Origin of the sequence: Anaeromyxobacter dehalogenans 2CP-C, assembly GCF_000013385.1 — a bacterium.
GTDB lineage: Bacteria > Myxococcota > Myxococcia > Myxococcales > Anaeromyxobacteraceae > Anaeromyxobacter > Anaeromyxobacter dehalogenans_B.
This window is the reverse complement of sequence record NC_007760.1, coordinates 2,063,670-2,080,325: the sequence shown is the minus strand read 5'-3', so window position 1 is coordinate 2,080,325 and position 16,656 is coordinate 2,063,670. Positions and strand designations below refer to the sequence as shown.

The window sequence follows — 16,656 nt, the reverse complement described above, 5'->3', positions numbered from 1 at the left end:
GGCGCGTGAGCCTCACTCCCCGCGCCGTGCTGGCCGGCTCCGTGTTCGGCCTGCTCCTCGCGGCGGGCAACGTCTACATGGGGCTCCGGACGGGCTTCTGGGAGATCGGGATCGTGACCGCGACGGTGCTCGCCGCGGCGCTCTACCCGGCGCTGCGCCTCCGCGTGGATCCGGTGGAGGTCACCGTCATCCAGTCGATCGCCACGGCCACCGGGGCCGGCCCGGCGGCGGCGGGCCTGCTCGGCGCGGTCCCGGCCCTGGCGCTACTCGGCGCGCCGGCGCCGGCCTGGGCGGTGATCGGGTTCGGGATCGGGGCCGGGGCGCTGGGGGTGCTGCTGGCGCACGGGCTCCGCCGGCGGCTGCTCGAGGACGAGAACCTCCCGTTCCCGAGCGGGATCGCCGCCGCCGAGGTGCTGCGCACCGCCGGGAGCACCGGCGCGCGCCCGCTCGGCGTGGCGGCGGCCGTCGCGGCCGCGTTCACCGGGCTTCGCGACGGGCCGGGCTGGATCCCCGCCGCGGTCCTGGCCGGCGGCCGGCTCGGCACGCTCGGCCTCGGCATGGCGCTCTCCCCCATGCTGGTGGGCGCGGGGGCGCTCGTGGGGGTGGCCAACGCCAGCGCGCTCGCGCTCGGCTCGGCGGTCGCCTGGTTCGCCATCACGCCGGCGCTGCTGCGGGCCGGCGTCCTCCCCGAGCTCTCCTACGTGACCGCCGCGAGCTGGCTGCTCTGGCCCGGCGTCGGGCTGGTGATCGGCGGCGCCGTCGTGTCGCTCGTCGCCGACCTGCGCGCGTTCGCGGCCGGGATGGCGGACGTGGGGGCGCTCGCGCGCGGCGCGTCGCGCTCGGTCGGCACCGTCGCGCTCACCGCCGGCGCCGTGATCCTGATGATCGGCGCGGCCCACGCAGGGCTGGGGCTGGACCTCCGCGCGGCCGCGCTCATCGCGCTGCCCACGGTCATCGGCACGGTGGCGTGCGCCCGCGTCGCCGGCCGGACCGACGTCTCGCCCATCGGCGACGTCGGCCAGGTGCTGCAGGGCAGCGCCGGGGCGCTCGGGGCGGGCGCGGTGGGGGCGACCGGGGCCGGCGCGCTCGCGGCCTCCATCGCGAGCCAGACCACCATCTCGCTGTGGTCGCTGCGGGCGGGCGCGCGCCTCGGGGTGTCGCCGGCGCTCCAGCTCCGCGCCCAGGTGCTGGGGGTGGTGCTCGGGTCGGCCGCGGCGGTGCCGCTGTACACCGCCTTCGTGCGCGCGCACGGGCTCGGGTCCGCGGAGCTGCCGGCTCCCACCGCCCTGCGGTGGCAGGCGCTGGCGGAGGCGGTCGGGGAGGGCGGACACCTGCCGCACGGCGCGCTGGCGCTGCTCGGGGCGAGCGCGATCCTGGGCATGCTGCTCGAGGTCGCCGGGCGCCGCTGGCCGCAGGGAAGGCTGCCGAGCCCCGGCGTGGTCGGGCTCGGCTTCCTGGTCCCGGCGCACTACGTCGGCGCGATGGTCGTGGGCGCGCTCCTCGGCGCGTGGGCGTCGCGGCGGGGCCGCGGCCGGTACGTCGAGCCCGTCGCGGCCGGTGCCATCGTGGGCGAGTCGGTGGTCGCGCTGACCGTCGCCGCGCTGATGAGCGCCGCCGGGCCACGCTGAGCCGGCGGCCGGCGCGGGATCGGATCAGCGGGCGACGGGTGAGGTCCCCGGCTCGCCCTCGACGCGGGCCACGGACAGCCGGAGCCGGCGCTGCATCACGTTGGGGATCCGCTCCGCGAGGTCGAGCGCCTCCCGGATCGCGCTGCGCGCCTCGCCGTGCCGTCCGGCGCGGAGCGCCGCCAGCGCCCGCAGCTCCTGCACCTCGATCGGCTCCTGCTCGACCGACTCCGCGCGGGAGCGCTCGCAGAGCCGGTCCCACTCGGCGGGCCCGGCCGCGTCCAGCGCCAGCTCGACCGCGGCCTCCAGCACGGCGTCCGACGGGGCGAGCCGGGCCGCCGTCCGCGAGCGCTCGGCCTGCCGCACCTCCTCGAGCCAGCTCCGGGCGGCGTCGGCGTCGCCCACCCACGCGTGCAGGCGCACCATGAGCAGGCGCGCCAGCGGCCGGGTGGCCACCTCGAGGTGCCGCCGCTCGATCTCGACCGCGCGGTGGACGTGGGGCAGGGCGGCCTCCGGGGCGCCGGACCAGTAGTGGAGCTCGGCGGCGTTGAACTGGCCGATGTACTCGATCCCGACCATCCCGAGGTCGCGGCCGATCCGGACGAACGCGGCCTGGTCCTCCAGCGCGTGCCCGAGCTCTCCGCGCGCGATCCAGAGGCTGCGGCGGTTGTTGAGGGCGGACGCGAGGTGCAGCGCGTCCCCGCGGGCGCTCGCGATGGCGAGGGCCCGCCCGAGCGCACGCTCCGCCTCGGCGATGCGCCCGAGGACCGGGAGGGCGGCGCCCCCGAGCACGAGCGCCACGACCAGCGTCTCGTAGCCCTCGTCGCCGAGCGGCTCGGCCAGGACCGCCGCCGCCTCCACCGCGGCGGCGCCCTCCTGCCAGCGGCCCGCCCGCAGCATGGCCCGGCCGCGCGCCACCATGAGCCGGGCGGCCAGCAGCGGGCTCGGGCTCGTCCCGGCCAGCGCCTCGGCGGCGCGCAGCCGCTCCGAGGACGCGCCGTAGTCGTTCATCCAGTCGAGCGCGGTCGCCTCGTCGAGCAGGCACTCGATCTCGCCGCTCCGGTCGTGGAGCGCGCGCGCGGCGGCCGAGGCGGCGCCCAGGTCGGAGATGGCGTCGCGGTACCGGCCGAGCCGGTACCGGACCAGCCCGCGCCCCCGCAGCGCGGAGAAGCGGCCCCGCTCGTCGTCCTCGGCGAGGAGCGTGAGCACGCGGGTGTAGTGCGTCTCGGCCTCCACGTACGCGTGGCGCCCGCGCAGCGCCTCCGCGATGCGGAGCCACAGCGAAGCGGCCTCCGGCCTCAGCCCGCAGGCCTCGGCGTGCACCGCGAGCCGGGGCAGCCGCTCGCCCTCCGGGATGTCGGCCGCCAGCAGGTAGTACCGGAACGCGGCGCGGTGGACGGCGCGCCGCTCCGGGTCCGACGCCGACGCCGCCACCGCGTCGCGGAGCAGCGGGTGACGGAACGCGACGCGGTCCGCCCGCTCGGTGAGCACGCGCAGCTCGAGCAGGCGCCGGGTGGCGACGTCCGGATCCAGGCTCACCAGCGGGCCGCCCCCCTCGCGGTCGAGCTCCGCCACGATCCCGGCGACCTCCGCGCCGGTGACCTCGTCGGCGAGCAGCGCCACCAGGCGCGCGTGCGCGCCCAGCGCCTCGGGGAGCAGCGCCAGCTCCTGCTGGGCCAGCCAGTCCACCAGCGGCAGGTCCGGGACGCGGTCCAGCTCGTCGGTGGCCACGTACCAGTTGCCGTCCGCCGCCTGCTGCCGCACCAGCCCCTGCGCGCGCAGCCCGCGCACCAGCTCGACGAGCAGCACCGGCACGCCGCGCGCGCGCTCGACCAGCCGGGCGATGGCGCGCGCCGGCACGTTCTCCGCCGGGAGCAGGAGGCGCCGGCACAGGTCCGCCGACTCGTCGGGCCCGAGGGGGCCGAGGGCGACGTGGATCGCGCGCGCGGCGCGATCGCCGAGGCTGGGCCGCGCCGTGGCGAGCGCGGGCCGGCCCAGCGCGCACACGAACAGCGGGACGTCCGCCTCGGCGAGCGCCGCGTACTCGAGCGCGTCCAGCGCGGCGGTGTCGGCGAAGTGCGCGTCGTCGAGCAGGACGCACAGCGGGCGCGCCCGCGCGCGGCGGCGCAGCGCCTCGCCGGTGGCGCGCATCGCGGCGGTCCGGAGCGCGCCCGGCGCCGCGCGCCACTGCCGGAGCGCCGGCTCGTCCGGCCCGACCCAGCCCAGCGCGAGCGCGACGGGGGCCCACGCCTCGCGCCCGGCGTCCGGGACCAGCGCGCCCAGCACGGCGCGGCCCCGGTCGGCGGGCGCCGGAGGCTTCGGCGGCAGCCCCAGGGCCCAGGCCAGCAGGGCGCGGAGCGTGTCGTCCTGGCCCACCATGCCGTCGCGGGCGCGGATCTCGAGCACCTCCGGCGCGCAGGGCAGGGCCCGCAGGCGCGCGGCCACCTCCGCGCCGACCGAGGTCTTGCCGATGCCCCCCTCGCCCGTGACCGCGGCGATGGCCGGGGCGTTCCGGAGGAGCGCGCCGTTCGCGGTCGTGACCAGGTGCTCCAGCACCGGCGCCCGGCCCACCAGGTGGGGCCGGGGCTGGGACTCATCGCCGGCGACGATGCGCAGCAGCCCGCCCCGGGCCGGGACCGTGCGCACGCTCGGCACGGCCGCCGCGGCGCGAGGGGTGAGGAGGACCTCGGCGTCCTGCGCCGGGCCGCCCTCCGCGGCGTCGGCCGGCGCGAGCAGGTACCGGGAGCCGGCCGCGGCGTCGTGGACCATCACGCTGGCGAGATCCACCACCGCGTGGCGCACGACGGAGTCGCGGAGGAGCGCGTGCGCGCCGTCGAGCGCCAGGCGAACCGCGTTCTCGCGGGCGCCCGGCTCGAACACGACCGACGCGGCGCGGGTCCCGAGCGCGCCGAGCCGCCCGCCCACCGACTGCGCCGCGCGCTGCAGGTGCAGCACGTCCGTGTCGTAGGCGACGCGCAGGAGGCCGACCGTCCGGGGGCGCAGCGCGGGCGCGCGCGGCGCGTCGGGGGCGGCGCGCGGCTCGGCCACCGAGGCGAACGCCTCCCGGAGCGCGACCCGCAGCGCGCTGCCGTCGGCGTAGCGCGCCTCCGGGAGCTTCGCCAGGCAGCGGAGGATGACCTCCTCGAGCGCGGGCGGCACGCCGGCGTGCTCGGACGGGCGCCCGGGCCGGCGCGCCAGGTGTGCCTGGCGCTGCTCGCCCGGCGAGCCCTCGAACGGCGGCGCCCCGGTCACGAGCTCGAACAGGATCGCGCCCGCCGCGTAGACGTCGGCGCGGGCGTCCGCGGCGTCGCCGCGGACCTGCTCCGGGGCCATGTACGCAGCCGTCCCGGCCGACGCGCCGGCCGGTGCGTCCTCCGTCGCGACGGACGCCGGCCCGTGCGCCAGCCCGAAATCGACCAGCCGGGCGCCGCCGGGCTCGACGAAGACGTGGCGCGGCTTGAGATCGAGGTGGCGCCAGCCGCGGCCGTGCAGGGTCGCGAGCGCGTCCGCGAGCGCGAGCACCGCGTCGCGCAGGGCCTCCAGATCGAGGGGCGCGTCCTCCGCGCGGACGCGCTCGGCGAGCGACGGCGCGGTGAGCCGCTCGAGCGCGACCCAGGCGCGGCCGTCGTCGAGCATGCCGCTCGCGAGCACCGCCGGCGCGAGCTCGGGGCCGATCTCGCGCAGCGCGGCGGCCTCGCGGAGGAGCTGATCGCGCGCGCGCGGCGTGGACCCCTGGGAGATCTTCACGGCGGCGGCGGTCCCGTCGCGCGTGCGCCGCGCCGACAGGATCTCGCCGAACCCGCCCCGCCCGATCACGCCCTCGATCTCGAACCCCGGGATCGGCGGAAGGGCCGGCGGGCGGTGTCCGGGGAGGTTCACGGAACGCATCATACGACGCGCTCACGGGTGGGTCTCCAGAAACCCGTGACCGGCCGCCCGATATCCGCTTGGAGTAAAGCCCTGTGATCCTTAGGGACGCCGATCTGTCCCATTCACCCACAGCTTACCCCTGTCGAGTGTCACATGAACACGGGATATCGTACCCGTTTGAAGGGACAAAAAGTGGTGCGGAGCCGTGCCCAAAGGTGTGCGCAGGGGAGTGGCGGTGGGGCCCTATGTGCGCACAGGCGACGGTGGGAGGAATCCGATGCACAGCCACGCTCGTTCGTTCGTGATTGCGGCGCTTCTCGTCGTCTCCAGCTCCGTTCGCGCCGCACCGGCCGAGAACGGCCTCCTCGAAAACGGTCTGGTGGGCAACGGGGTCTTCACCAACGGCCTCGCGGAAAACGGTGTCTTCACGAACGGCGTGTTCACCAACGGCGTCTTCACGAACGGCCTCGCCGAGAACGGCGTGTTCACGAACGGCGTGTTCACCAACGGGGTCTTCACGAACGGCCTCGCCGAGAACGGCGTGTTCACGAACGGCGTGTTCACCAACGGCGTCTTCACCAACGGCGTCTTCACGAACGGCCTCGCCGAGAACGGCGTGTTCACGAACGGCGTGTTCACCAACGGGGTCTTCACGAACGGCCTCGCCGAGAACGGCGTGTTCACGAACGGCGTGTTCACCAACGGCGTGTTCACGAATGGCCTCGCCGAGAACGGCGTGTTCACGAACGGCGTCTTCACCAACGGGGTGTTCACCAACGGCATCCTGGAGAACGGCGTGTTCACGAACGGCGTGTTCACGAACGGCGTCTTCACGAACGGCGTGTTCACGAACGGCGTGTTCACGAACGGGGTGTTCACGAACGGCGTCTTCACGAACGGGGTGTTCACGAACGGCGTCTTCACGAACGGCGTCTTCACGAACGGCATCCTGGGGAACGGCGTCTTCACGAACGGCGTCTTCACCAACGGGGTGTTCACGAACGGCGTCTTCACCAACGGGGTGTTCACGAACGGCGTCTTCACGAACGGCACCCGTCTCAACAACGGCCTGGCGTTTGGCGCCGGCACCTCCGGGCTCGCCGCGAGCGGCCTGACCGGCAGCGCGCTCGCGCAGCCTGCGTTCGCCGCCTGGTTCGACCGCGACGCCGGGTACTCGTCGATGGTGATGAAGTACGTCGCGCAGTGTGCGCTGCCGGCCGGGCAGGAGCTGTCGTACGCCCGCGCGGGCGAGACCTACACGTGGCGCGGCGGCCTGGGCCTCGCGCCGCAGTGGGCCAAGGGCGGCGCCATCCCCGCCGCCGAGCAGGAGCTCGTGAGCGCCTGCTTCGCCGCGCACACCAACGCGTTCGGCAAGCACGTCCAGATCTCGGTCCGCGGCTACGGCCCGTCCGGCGACGCCATCCCGGTCACCGCCGACGAGGTCGCCGGCTGGCGGTTCAGCGAGGCGACGTACTTCGGCAACATGTTCGACGGCTCCGGCGTGTACGTGGCGCTCTCGACGGAGTCGCTCGACCCGCGCGTGTCCACGCCCCGCGGCTGCGCCGCCGAGCGCGGCGTCCCGGGCTCCTGCGGCCCCATGGTCCAGGCCGGCCTCGCCGCCGATCGCTGCACCGCGGGCGTGGACGGCGTCACGCACGCGTCCTGCTCGGTGAACGGGCGGTCGTTCCGGCCCGTGCAGGTCTTCCTGAACGCGGCCGACGTGTCCATCTCGGAGTGACCGAGGAGCCCTCCATGCTCGCCACCTTCGACCTGGCAGGAACCGCCCCCGCGCCGTCGCTGGTCTGCAGCTTCGCCAGCCACCTCGACGCGTTCGGCCGGGTGCTGCGGCTGTCCGACGGGCTGACCATCGGCCGCGCCGATCAGGCCGACCTGCCCGTGGACGACCGCGGCGCGTCGCGGCTGCACGCGCGCATCGCCCGCCGGCAGGACGGCGCCTGGACGATCACCGACCTCGGCTCGACCAACGGCACGTTCGTGAACGGCGTGCGCGTCCGGTCCGCCGTCCTCCGGGACGGCGACGAGATCCGCGTCGGCGCGGTGACCGCGTTCCGGTTCTCGGCGCGCGGCGACCTCCGCCGCACCGCGCTCGCCGCCTAGCGGGCCACCGGCCGTCCGCGGCCTCCGGCGCCCGGATCCTCGACGCGCGAGGGTCCGGGCGTCGCGCGTTCCAGGCCCGCCCGCCCGCTCCGGCCGGTCGGGCGGCGCCCCCGTTCGCATCCCTGCCGGGTGGCATGTGGCGCACGTTTGGGTATCATCGCGGTCCGTCCAGCCCAGGCCCCGAGTCCCGAACCGCCACCCAGTCCCCCGGAACCTTTCGCATGATCAGCGTCGAGAAGATCGGCGGCACCTCGATGTCCCGCTTCGACGAGGTGCTGCGCAACATCATGCTGCGCGACCCGAGCCGCGTGTACGGCCGCGTCTACGTCGTCTCCGCCTACGCCGGCGTCACCAACCAGCTCCTCGAGCACAAGAAGACCGGCGAGCCCGGCGTCTACGCGCGCTTCGCGAACGGCGGCGACTTCACCACCGCCATCGAGGCGCTCACCGGCAAGCTGAAGGCCATCAACGCCGGCCTGGCGCCGCTCGGGCTCGACCTGGCCCGCGCCGACGGGTTCATCGAGAAGCGCATGAAGGAGCTGCGCGCGCTGCTCGACTCGATGCGCCACGTCCTCGCGAGCGGCTACGTGCGCCGCGACAGCGTGCTGCTCGCCGCGCGCGAGATGCTCGCGGCGGTGGGCGAGGCGCACAGCGCGTTCAACAGCGTGGAGCTCCTCCGGGCCAAGGGCGTCGAGGCCTCGCTGATGGACCTCTCCGGCTTCGACGACGACGACCCGCTCACCATCGACGAGCGCATCCACAAGTGCTTCACCGGCGTGGACGTCACGCGCCAGGTGGTGGTGGTCACCGGGTACACGAAGGGCGTCGAGGGCATCATGCGGGAGTTCGACCGCGGGTACTCCGAGGTCACCTTCAGCAAGGTCGCGGTCGAGCTGCGGGCCGACGAGGCCGTCATCCACAAGGAGTACCACCTGTCCTCGGCCGATCCGGAGCTGGTCGGCGCGCAGAACACGGTGGTGGTCGGGATGACGAACTACGACGTCGCCGACCAGCTCGCCGACGTCGGGATGGAGGCGATCCACCCGAAGGCCGCGAAGCCCATGGAGCTCGCCGGCATCGCCATCCGCCTGAAGAACACGTTCGAGCCGGAGCACCCCGGCACGCTCATCACCAAGGACTACGTGGGCAGCCAGGCGCGCATCGAGGTGATCGCCGGCTCGCCGAAGGTGAGCGCGGTGGAGATCCACGATCCGTCGATGGTCGGGACGGTGGGCTTCGACCTCGGGGTGATGGAGATCTTCCAGCGCCACGGGATCTCGTACATCCTGAAGGCCACCAACGCGAACTCGATCACGCACGTGGTCTGGGAGAAGTCGGTCTCCTCGGCGTTCGTGGAGGAGCTCGAGAACCAGTACCAGAAGGTGACGGTGGTCCCGTCCGCCATCGTCTGCGTCATCGGGAGCAACATCGCGTTCCCCGGCGTGCTGGCCCGCGCCACCCAGGCGCTCGCGGACAACGGCATCAACGTGAACGCGTTCTCGCAGTCGCTCCGGCAGACGAACATGCAGTTCGTGATCGACCGCAAGGACTACAAGCAGGCGGTGATCGCGCTCAACCGGGCGCTCTGCCTGAACCCGCCCACGCAGGCGGTGGCGTAGGGAGGCTGCCGGCGCCGCCGCCCGCGCGGGCGGCGGCCCGGGGCAGGCTCACAGCTCGAGCGCGCCCTCGTCCACCAGGCGCGACACCGCCTCGATGTCGCGGTAGAGCGCCCTGTCCTCGGACAGGTGCGGGACGCGCTCGCGGAGGCGGGCGTGCGCGTCGGCCACGCGCTGCGCAGGGCGGAGCGGGGCGCGGAGATCCAGCGCCTGCGCCGCGACCAGCAGCTCGATCGCGAGGCAGGTCCGCACGTTCTCCACCACCTGGCGCGCCTTCAGCGCGGCCGTCATGCCCATTGAGACGTGGTCCTCGCGGCCGGCGGAGGAGGGGATCGAGTCCACCGAGGCCGGGTGGCAGAGCACCTTGTTCTCCGACACGAGCGCCGCGCTCGTCACCTGCGCGATCATGAACCCGGAGTTGAGCCCGTGCTGGGGCGCCAGGAACGGCGGCAGCCCGGAGAGCGACGGGTTCACGAGCTGCTCCACGCGCCGCTCCGAGATGGCGGCGAGGTGCGAGGCGGCCACCGCGAGCACGTCCAGCGCGAGCGCCACCGGCTGGCCGTGGAAGTTGCCGCCGGACACGATCTCGCCGGTGTCCGGGAAGACCAGCGGGTTGTCGGTGGCGGCGTTCACCTCGCGCGCCAGCACGCCCCGGCAGAAGCCGATGCCGTCGCGCGCGGCGCCGTGCACCTGGGGCATGCAGCGGAGCGAGTAGGGGTCCTGCACCTTGTGGCAGCCGGGGCCCTGGTGCGAGGCGTTCAGCTCGGAGCCGGCCAGCAGCGCGCGCAGGTGCGCCGCCGCCTCGATCTGGCCGGGCTGGCCGCGCGCCGCCTGGATCTCCGGCGCGAACGGCCGGTGCGAGCCGAGCAGCCCCTCCAGCGTCATGGCGCCGGCGAGGTCCGCGAGCGCCGCCAGCCGCTCGGCGCGGAGCAGCGCCAGCGTGCCGACCGCGGCCATGGCCTGTGTCCCGTTCACGAGCGCGAGGCCCTCCTTCGGCTGCAGCACCACCGGCTCGAGCCCCGCGCGCCGCAGCGCCTCGCCGCCCGGGAGCCGCTCGGGCGGGGCCGCCGCGCCCGGCGGCGCGAGGAACGCCTCGCCGTCGCCGATCAGCACCAGCGCCAGGTGCGCGAGCGGCGCGAGGTCGCCCGAGGCGCCCACCGACCCGCGCTCCGGCACCACCGGCACCACGCCGCGCTCCAGCATGGCGAGCAGCAGCTCCAGCGTGCGCTCGCGGATGCCCGAGACGCCCTTCGCGAGCACGTTCGCGCGCAGCAGCACCAGCGCGCGCGCCTCGGCGAGCGGCAGCGGCGCGCCCACGCCGGCCGCGTGCGAGAGCACCAGGTTGCGCTGGAGCCGCTCGAGGTCGGCGCGCGGGATGCGCACCTCGGCGAGCGTCCCGAAGCCGGTGTTGATGCCGTAGTGCGCCTCGCCGTCCTCCAGCCGGGCGTCCACCAGCGCGCGCGATCGCCGCACGCGCTCGCGGGCCGCGGGGGCGAGCGCGGCGCGGGCGGCCCCGGTCGCGACCGCGCGGACCTGCTCCAGCGTGAGGGTCTCGCCGTCGAGGAGGAGGGTTTCCATGGGCGCTCCGTGCTGGGATGGACCGGCGGCGCCTTCCTATCACCGTCCGGGCGCCGGCCGCCGTCGCTTCCCGCCGGGGCACCCGCCGTGGTGTGCGGCGCCGCCCGGCGTCGCGGTTGCAGCGGGCGGGCCGCATGCCACGCCGCGTCGCGCTCGCCCTGGTGCTCTCCGCCGTCCTGCTGCCCTCGCGCTTCCGCGTCCAGGTGGAGTCCCCGCCCGCGCGGCCGGCCTGCGCGCCCGCCGGCCGCGGCGTGCCGCCGCGCCACTGGCTCGGCTGCGCCGCGGACCCGGGGGACCGCCGCCCGCTCGCGGCGGACGAGCGCCTGGTCCTGGCCCTGCCCCTCGACCCGAACACCGCCGGCGCGCGCGAGCTGGCCCACGTCCCCGGGCTCTCCCGGCGGCTGGCCGAGGCGGTGGTGCGCAGCCGGGAGCAGGACGGGCCGTTCCGCACGGCCGACGACCTCCGCCGCGTGCGCGGTATCGGCCCCCGGCGCCTGGAGCAGGCGCGCGGCGCGCTCCGGATCGAGGCAGCGCCGTAGCGACCCGACCAGCCCTGGGGTAGGCTCCTCCACCCGGGGGCGGAGGGATTTCGTCTTGCTGATCCGATGCGAACGCTGCTCGACGCTCTACGAGCTCGACGAGGCGCTGCTCGCGCCCGAGGGCTCCGCGGTCCAGTGCACGCGCTGCCAGCACGTGTTCACCGCGCGTCCGCCGGAGGCCGCCCGTCCGGCCGCGAGCCCCGCATCGGCCCCCGAGCCCCCGGCCGCGCCGCCGCCGCCCGCACCGCCGCCGTCCCCGGAGCCCGAGGCCGCGCCGGAGCCGCCGCGCGCCGCGCCCCGTACGTACGCGCCCGAGCCCTCCCGCGCGATCCGGTCCGGACCCGCGGTGTACAAGCCGCAGCCCTCCCAGGCGGCGGTGACCCGGGCGCCCGTGCTGCGCAAGGACACCGTCGGCACGTTCGAGGCCCGGCTTCGGTGGAGCGCCCGGCGCAAGTGGCTCATCCCGCTGGTCGTCGCCGCCGTGGCGGTGGTGGCGGCCGCGGGGTGGCTGCTGCTCTCGCGCCGCCACGCGCCGGAGGCCGGACGGCTCCGCGCCGAGGGGCTGGCGCTCATGGCGCTCGACGACGCCACCAGCCTGGACCAGGCGCGCGCCCGCTTCGAGGAGGCGCTGCGCCTCGCGCCGCGGGATCGCGCGCCCGAGGCGGACCTCGCCGCGGCGGAGATCCTGCGCGCCGCCGAGCTGGGGGAGGGCGCCACCGCGCTGCAGCTGCGCGCCGCGGCGCGCGCGGCCGAGCGGGATCGGCTGCGCACCGAGCAGCAGCCCGGCTGGGAGGCCGCCGAGCAGGCGGCGGGCGCCGAGGCGGACGGCCTCGCCGCCGACGCCCGGGCGCAGGCCGAGCGGGCGCGCACGCTCGCCGCCGGCGCGGCGGAGGCGCTCGGGAGGCTGCAGGGAGCGCACGCCGCGCCCGCGGAGGTGGCCCGGGCCCAGGCGCTGCTCGCGGCGTGGTCCGGCGATCGCGCCGCGCTCGAGCGCGCCGCGGCCGAGGCGCGCAAGCTGCTCCCCGGCGACCCCTGGCTCGCGCTGGCCGAGGCGGCGCTCGACGCGCGCGCGCACGATCGCGGCGCGCAGGAGCGGGCCGCGGCCGCGCTGTCGGCGCTGCTCGCGCACGACCCGGAGATCCTGCGGGCCCGGCTCCTGCTGGCGCGCACGCAGGGCGCGCTCGGGCGGCGCCAGGAGGCGATCGGGACGCTCGACGGCCTGCTGGCGGCGAACCCCCGCCACGAGGGCGCGCTCACGCTCCGCGCGAAGCTCGCCGCCGCGGCCGCGCCCGAGCCGGCCACCCCGTCCGGCTTCCTCCCGCTGCCTGCGCCCGGGCGGGCCGGCGCGCCGGGCGCGCAGGCCGGGCAGGGGGCGCCCGCGGCTGGGAACGGCGCGCCCGCGCCGCGGAACGGCGTTGCCCAGCGCCCGGCCGGATCCACGCCCGCCCCGGCCCCCGCATCCGCCGGGCCCACCGCGCCCAGGCCCTCGGCGGCGCCCGCGCCGGCACCGTCCGCGCCGGCTCCCGCGGGCGCGGCGCCCTCGGCGAGCCCCGCCACCGCCCCGTCCGCGCCGCCGGCGGGCGCGCCGCCCCGCCCGCGCCCCCGCCCGGCGCCGACGCCGGAGCCGGTGGAGTTCGGCGGGGGGCACTAGCCCCAACCGGCCGCGGAGCGCTGGCGCGCGGGTTGCTCGCCCGCTGCCGCCATGGAAGCGATCTTCTGGCTCGCGCTCGCCCTCGTCGCGTTCACCTACGCCGGGTACCCGCTCGTGCTCGCCGTCTGGGACGGGGCGCGCGAGGCCCTCGCCGCCGTCCGGTTCGTGTCCGGCGGCGACGATCGCCGGGGCCGCGCCACCGAGGGGTGGCCCACCGTGACGCTGCTGTTCTCGGCCTTCGACGAGGAGGCCTGGATCCGGCGGAAGATCGAGAACTGCCTCGCGCTCGACTACCCGCCGGATCGCCTCGAGATCCTGGTGGGCTGCGACGGGTGCACCGACCGCACCGCCGAGATCGCGCGGGAGGTGGGCGGCTCGAGGGTGAAGGTGCACGCGCTGTCGCCGCGCGCAGGGAAGGCGAGCGTCCTCTCGCGGCTGGTGCCGCAGGCGCGCGGCGACCTGGTGGTGCTCACCGACGCGAACGTGATGCTGGAGCGGGGCGCGCTGCGCGCGCTGGCGCGGCGCTTCCGCGAGCCCGGCGTGGGCGCGGTGGTGGGGCGGCTGCGGCTGTTCAACCCGACCCGCCGCGAGTTCGAGGAGAGCCTCTACTGGAAGTACGAGACCGCCATCAAGTACTACGAGGGCAAGCACGGCTGCGTGCTGGGCGCGAACGGCGGCATCTACGCCATCCGCCGCATCCTGTTCTCCCCGCTGCCGCCCGACACCATCGTGGACGACTTCGTCATCCCGGTGCGGATTGCTGCCCGGGGCTGGGAGGTGCCGTTCGAGCCGGAGGCGGTCGCGTTCGAGGAGACCACCGAGGACGCCGGGCACGAGTTCGGGCGGCGCGCGCGCATCGGGGCGGGCAACTGGCAGGCGCTGGCGCGGGTGCCGGAGCTGCTCGACCCGCGCACCGGGTTCCTGTGCTTCGCGTTCGTCTCGCACAAGCTGCTGCGGTGGTCGGCGCCGTTCCTGCTCGCCGCCGCGGCGGTGGCGAACGGCCTGCTCGCCGCCGCGCCGGGGGCGTGGGGCTACCGGGCGCTGCTGCTCGCGCAGGCGGCGTTCTACGGCCTCGCGCTGGCGGGCCGGCACGGGGCGGTGGGGCTGCGGGGCCCGGTGCGCCGGCTCGCCTCCCTGGCGCACTACTTCGTCGCCATGAACGCCGCCCTGGCGGTGGGGCTGTGGCGGTTCCTGCGCCGCAGCCAGCGCGCCGCCTGGCAGCGCACCGAGCGCGCTGGGCCGAGCGTCCCGGCGGCTTGATCTGCGTCCCGCGCGCATCGATCGTGCGGGATCCCGCTCGCCCCGAGCCTGTCGAGGGGCGGGCGGGGTGACAGGTGGTCCCGGCGGCGCTACACAGCCCCGTGCGCCCCCGCGCGGCGGGCGCCGGGAGCCCCATGGACGATCTGCTGGTGGTCGGCACGCTGCACACGCTCGACCCGGCGCGCCCCCGCGCCGGGGCGGCGCTGATCCGCGACGGCCGCTTCCTGTGCGTGGGCGAGCCGGCGGCGTGCGCCGCCCGCGCCGCCCCCGGGGCGCGCCGGCTCGACCTGGGCGGCGGGAGCGCCGTGCCGGGCCTGGTGGACGCGCACGGGCACGTGCTCGGCCTCGCCCGCGCGCGCCGCGAGGTCCGCTGCGAGGGGGCGGCGAGCGCCGAGGCCTGCGCGGCGCGGGTGGCCGAGCGCGCCCGCGCCACGCCGGCGGGGCGCTGGATCCGGGGCCGCGGCTGGGACCAGAACCGCTGGCCCGGGGGCGCGTTCCCCGACGCCGCGCCGCTCACGCGCGCGGCGCCGGATCACCCGGTGGTGCTGTTCCGCGTGGACGGGCACGCCTGCTGGGTGAACGGCGCGGCGCTCGCCGCCGCCGGCATCGGCCCCGCGACCGCGGATCCGCCGGGGGGACGGATCCTCCGCGACGCGGGCCAGCCCACCGGCGTGCTGATCGACGCCGCCATGGACCTCGTCGTCGCGCGGCTGCCGCGGCCCGGGCCGGCGGAGCTGGAGGAGCTGCTGCTCGCCGGCCTGGACGAGCTGGCCGGCCTCGGGCTCACCGGCGTGCACGACGCCGGGGTCGAGCCGGACGTCCTCGACGCCTACCGGCGCCTCGCCGGGGCGGGCCGCCTGCCGCTGCGCGTGTACGCCATGATCGACGGGCTGGCGCCGCGCCCGGCGCTGGACGCGGAGCTGGCCCGGTGGCGGGGAACGGGCGCGCTGGGCGGCCGGCTCGAGGTGCGGGCGGTGAAGCTGTTCGCGGACGGCGCGCTGGGCAGCCGCGGCGCCGCGCTGCTCGACGACTACGCCGACGACCCGGGGAACCGCGGCCTCCTGCTCACCGCGCCGGACGAGCTGCGGGCGCGCCTCGACGCGGTGATCCGGGCCGGGATGCAGCCCGCCGTCCACGCGATCGGCGACCGGGCGGTGCGCGAGGTGCTCCGGGCGTTCCGCGACGCCGGCCCCGCCTTGCGCCCGCTCCGCCCGCGCGTCGAGCACCTCCAGATCGTCCAGCCCGCGGACCTGCCGCTCCTCGCCGAGACCGGCGCCGTCGCCTCGATGCAGCCGGTCCACGCCGCGAGCGACGCCGCCTGGGTGGCGGCGCGGCTGGGGGAGGGGACCGAGCGGCTGCGCGGCGCCTACGCCTGGCGCAGCGCGGCCGCGGCCGGGGCGGTGCTGGCGTTCGGCTCGGACTTCCCCATCGAGTCGCCCGATCCGCGCGCCGGGCTGTACGCCGCCGAGGCGCGCCGGGGCCCGGACGGCGCGCCGTTCCAGCCGCAGGAGGCGGTCTCGCGCGAGGCGGCGCTGCGGGCGTTCACCTCCGGTGCGGCCTGGGCCGGGTTCGCCGAGGGGCGCCGCGGGACGATCCGCGAGGGGATGGACGCGGACCTCACCGCGTTCGACGCCGACCTGCTCGCGGTCCCGGCGGAGGCGCTGCCGGACCTCCGCCTCGCCGCGACGATCGTCGGCGGACGGGTCGTCGCCGGTCAGAGCAGCCTGGCGTAGCCCACCAGCAGCCGCCCGGCGGGGAGGCGCCCGCCGCCGACCACCAGCACGTCGTTCACGGTCCGGCCGTCGTCGCCCTTCACCTTCCAGGCCTTGCCGAGGTTCACGCGGATCCGGGCCACGCCGTGCTCGGTGAGGTGGAGCACCACGGCGGTGCCGTCCCGGGTCGCCGACTCGACCAGGCCGACGTGCTCGACCGGCCCGCCCGGCCGATCGGCCAGGAACGCCAGGTCGCCGGCCGCGGGGGCCCAGCGCCTCGCGACGCCGCGGTCGCGGGCCAGCGCGTGGAGCGCCCGAGGGTCGGCGTCCGCCGGGAGCGGGGCGCCGGCCTGCGCGTAGGCGGCGCGGACCAGCGCGGCGCAGCCCTCGCCGAACCCGTCCCCGTCCACCGCGATCTCCCTGGCGCCCACCAGGCGCGCCGCCGTGGCGACGGCGCGCTCCACCGCGAGCGCGCGCGGCAGCGGCCGGGAGGCCGCGCGCGCGTGGACGGGCGCGACACCTCGAGCCGGGCCGGCATCCGGTTCGCGGATGCCGGCCCGGCCCTGGGCGGGCGGGGGCAGGGGGTTGTCGCGGGCGGCGCGCATCGGGCCCGCGCAGGCGGCCAGCAGGCCGGCCAGCGCGACGGGCAGCGTGCGCAGCGGCGACATCGGGGTGGGATGCTAAGCG

Annotated in this window: 11 protein-coding genes; 8 read left to right on the top strand and 3 right to left on the bottom strand. The window is 77.0% G+C overall.

All coding sequences use genetic code 11. From position 1 onward, the window contains the following. The first annotated feature begins 5 nt into the window (after positions 1-5). Positions 6-1,628 carry an OPT/YSL family transporter gene (locus tag ADEH_RS09455; protein ID WP_011420874.1) on the top strand — a complete coding sequence of 541 codons (1,623 nt, stop codon included), beginning with the start codon at positions 6-8 and terminating at the stop codon, positions 1,626-1,628. A 24-nt stretch (positions 1,629-1,652) separates the two neighbouring features. On the opposite strand, the gene ADEH_RS09450 is transcribed toward ADEH_RS09455, so the two are convergent. Further along, the gene (locus tag ADEH_RS09450) at positions 1,653-5,513 is read right to left on the bottom strand and encodes a serine/threonine-protein kinase PknK (RefSeq protein ID WP_232287465.1); all 3,861 of its coding nucleotides are present in this window, start codon (positions 5,511-5,513) and stop codon (positions 1,653-1,655) included. 361 nt (positions 5,514-5,874) lie between these two features. Here ADEH_RS09450 and ADEH_RS09445 point away from each other — a divergent pair, with 361 nt between their 5' ends. The 3 genes from ADEH_RS09445 to ADEH_RS09435 all read left to right on the top strand — a co-directional run bounded on the left by ADEH_RS09445 (position 5,875) and on the right by ADEH_RS09435 (position 9,232). Further along, on the top strand, positions 5,875-7,233 hold the full coding sequence (locus tag ADEH_RS09445; RefSeq protein ID WP_232287464.1) for a hypothetical protein: 1,359 nt from the start codon (positions 5,875-5,877) through the stop codon (positions 7,231-7,233). Positions 7,234-7,247: 14 nt separating this feature from the next. Beyond that, a complete protein-coding gene (locus tag ADEH_RS09440; RefSeq protein ID WP_011420871.1) occupies positions 7,248-7,613 on the top strand; it encodes an FHA domain-containing protein in 366 nt (121 codons plus the stop codon). 221 nt (positions 7,614-7,834) lie between these two features. Next, complete coding sequence (locus ADEH_RS09435; RefSeq protein ID WP_011420870.1) at positions 7,835-9,232, top strand: aspartate kinase; 1,398 nt, start codon at positions 7,835-7,837, stop codon at positions 9,230-9,232. A 48-nt stretch (positions 9,233-9,280) separates the two neighbouring features. Here ADEH_RS09435 and hutH read toward each other — a convergent pair whose 3' ends face one another. Further along, on the bottom strand, positions 9,281-10,807 hold the full coding sequence (gene hutH / locus ADEH_RS09430; RefSeq protein ID WP_011420869.1) for a histidine ammonia-lyase: 1,527 nt from the start codon (positions 10,805-10,807) through the stop codon (positions 9,281-9,283). A 134-nt stretch (positions 10,808-10,941) separates the two neighbouring features. Here hutH and ADEH_RS09425 point away from each other — a divergent pair, with 134 nt between their 5' ends. From ADEH_RS09425 to ADEH_RS09410, 4 genes are all read left to right on the top strand, one after another. Beyond that, positions 10,942-11,346: a helix-hairpin-helix domain-containing protein gene (locus tag ADEH_RS09425; RefSeq protein WP_041453458.1), complete on the top strand. Its 405-nt coding sequence runs from the start codon at positions 10,942-10,944 to the stop codon at positions 11,344-11,346. A 55-nt stretch (positions 11,347-11,401) separates the two neighbouring features. Beyond that, entirely contained in the window at positions 11,402-12,997 is a 1,596-nt protein-coding gene (locus ADEH_RS09420; protein WP_011420867.1) for a zinc-ribbon domain-containing protein, read from the top strand. Between the two features lie 51 nt (positions 12,998-13,048). After that, positions 13,049-14,257 carry a glycosyltransferase family 2 protein gene (locus tag ADEH_RS09415; protein WP_011420866.1) on the top strand — a complete coding sequence of 403 codons (1,209 nt, stop codon included), beginning with the start codon at positions 13,049-13,051 and terminating at the stop codon, positions 14,255-14,257. A 134-nt stretch (positions 14,258-14,391) separates the two neighbouring features. After that, on the top strand, positions 14,392-15,990 hold the full coding sequence (locus ADEH_RS09410; RefSeq protein ID WP_011420865.1) for an amidohydrolase: 1,599 nt from the start codon (positions 14,392-14,394) through the stop codon (positions 15,988-15,990). Here ADEH_RS09410 and ADEH_RS09405 read toward each other — a convergent pair. Continuing rightward, the gene (locus tag ADEH_RS09405; RefSeq protein WP_011420864.1) at positions 15,972-16,637 is read right to left on the bottom strand and encodes a C40 family peptidase; all 666 of its coding nucleotides are present in this window, start codon (positions 16,635-16,637) and stop codon (positions 15,972-15,974) included. The two genes, ADEH_RS09410 and ADEH_RS09405, sit on opposite strands and share 19 nt — an antisense overlap. Positions 16,638-16,656: the final 19 nt, after the last annotated feature.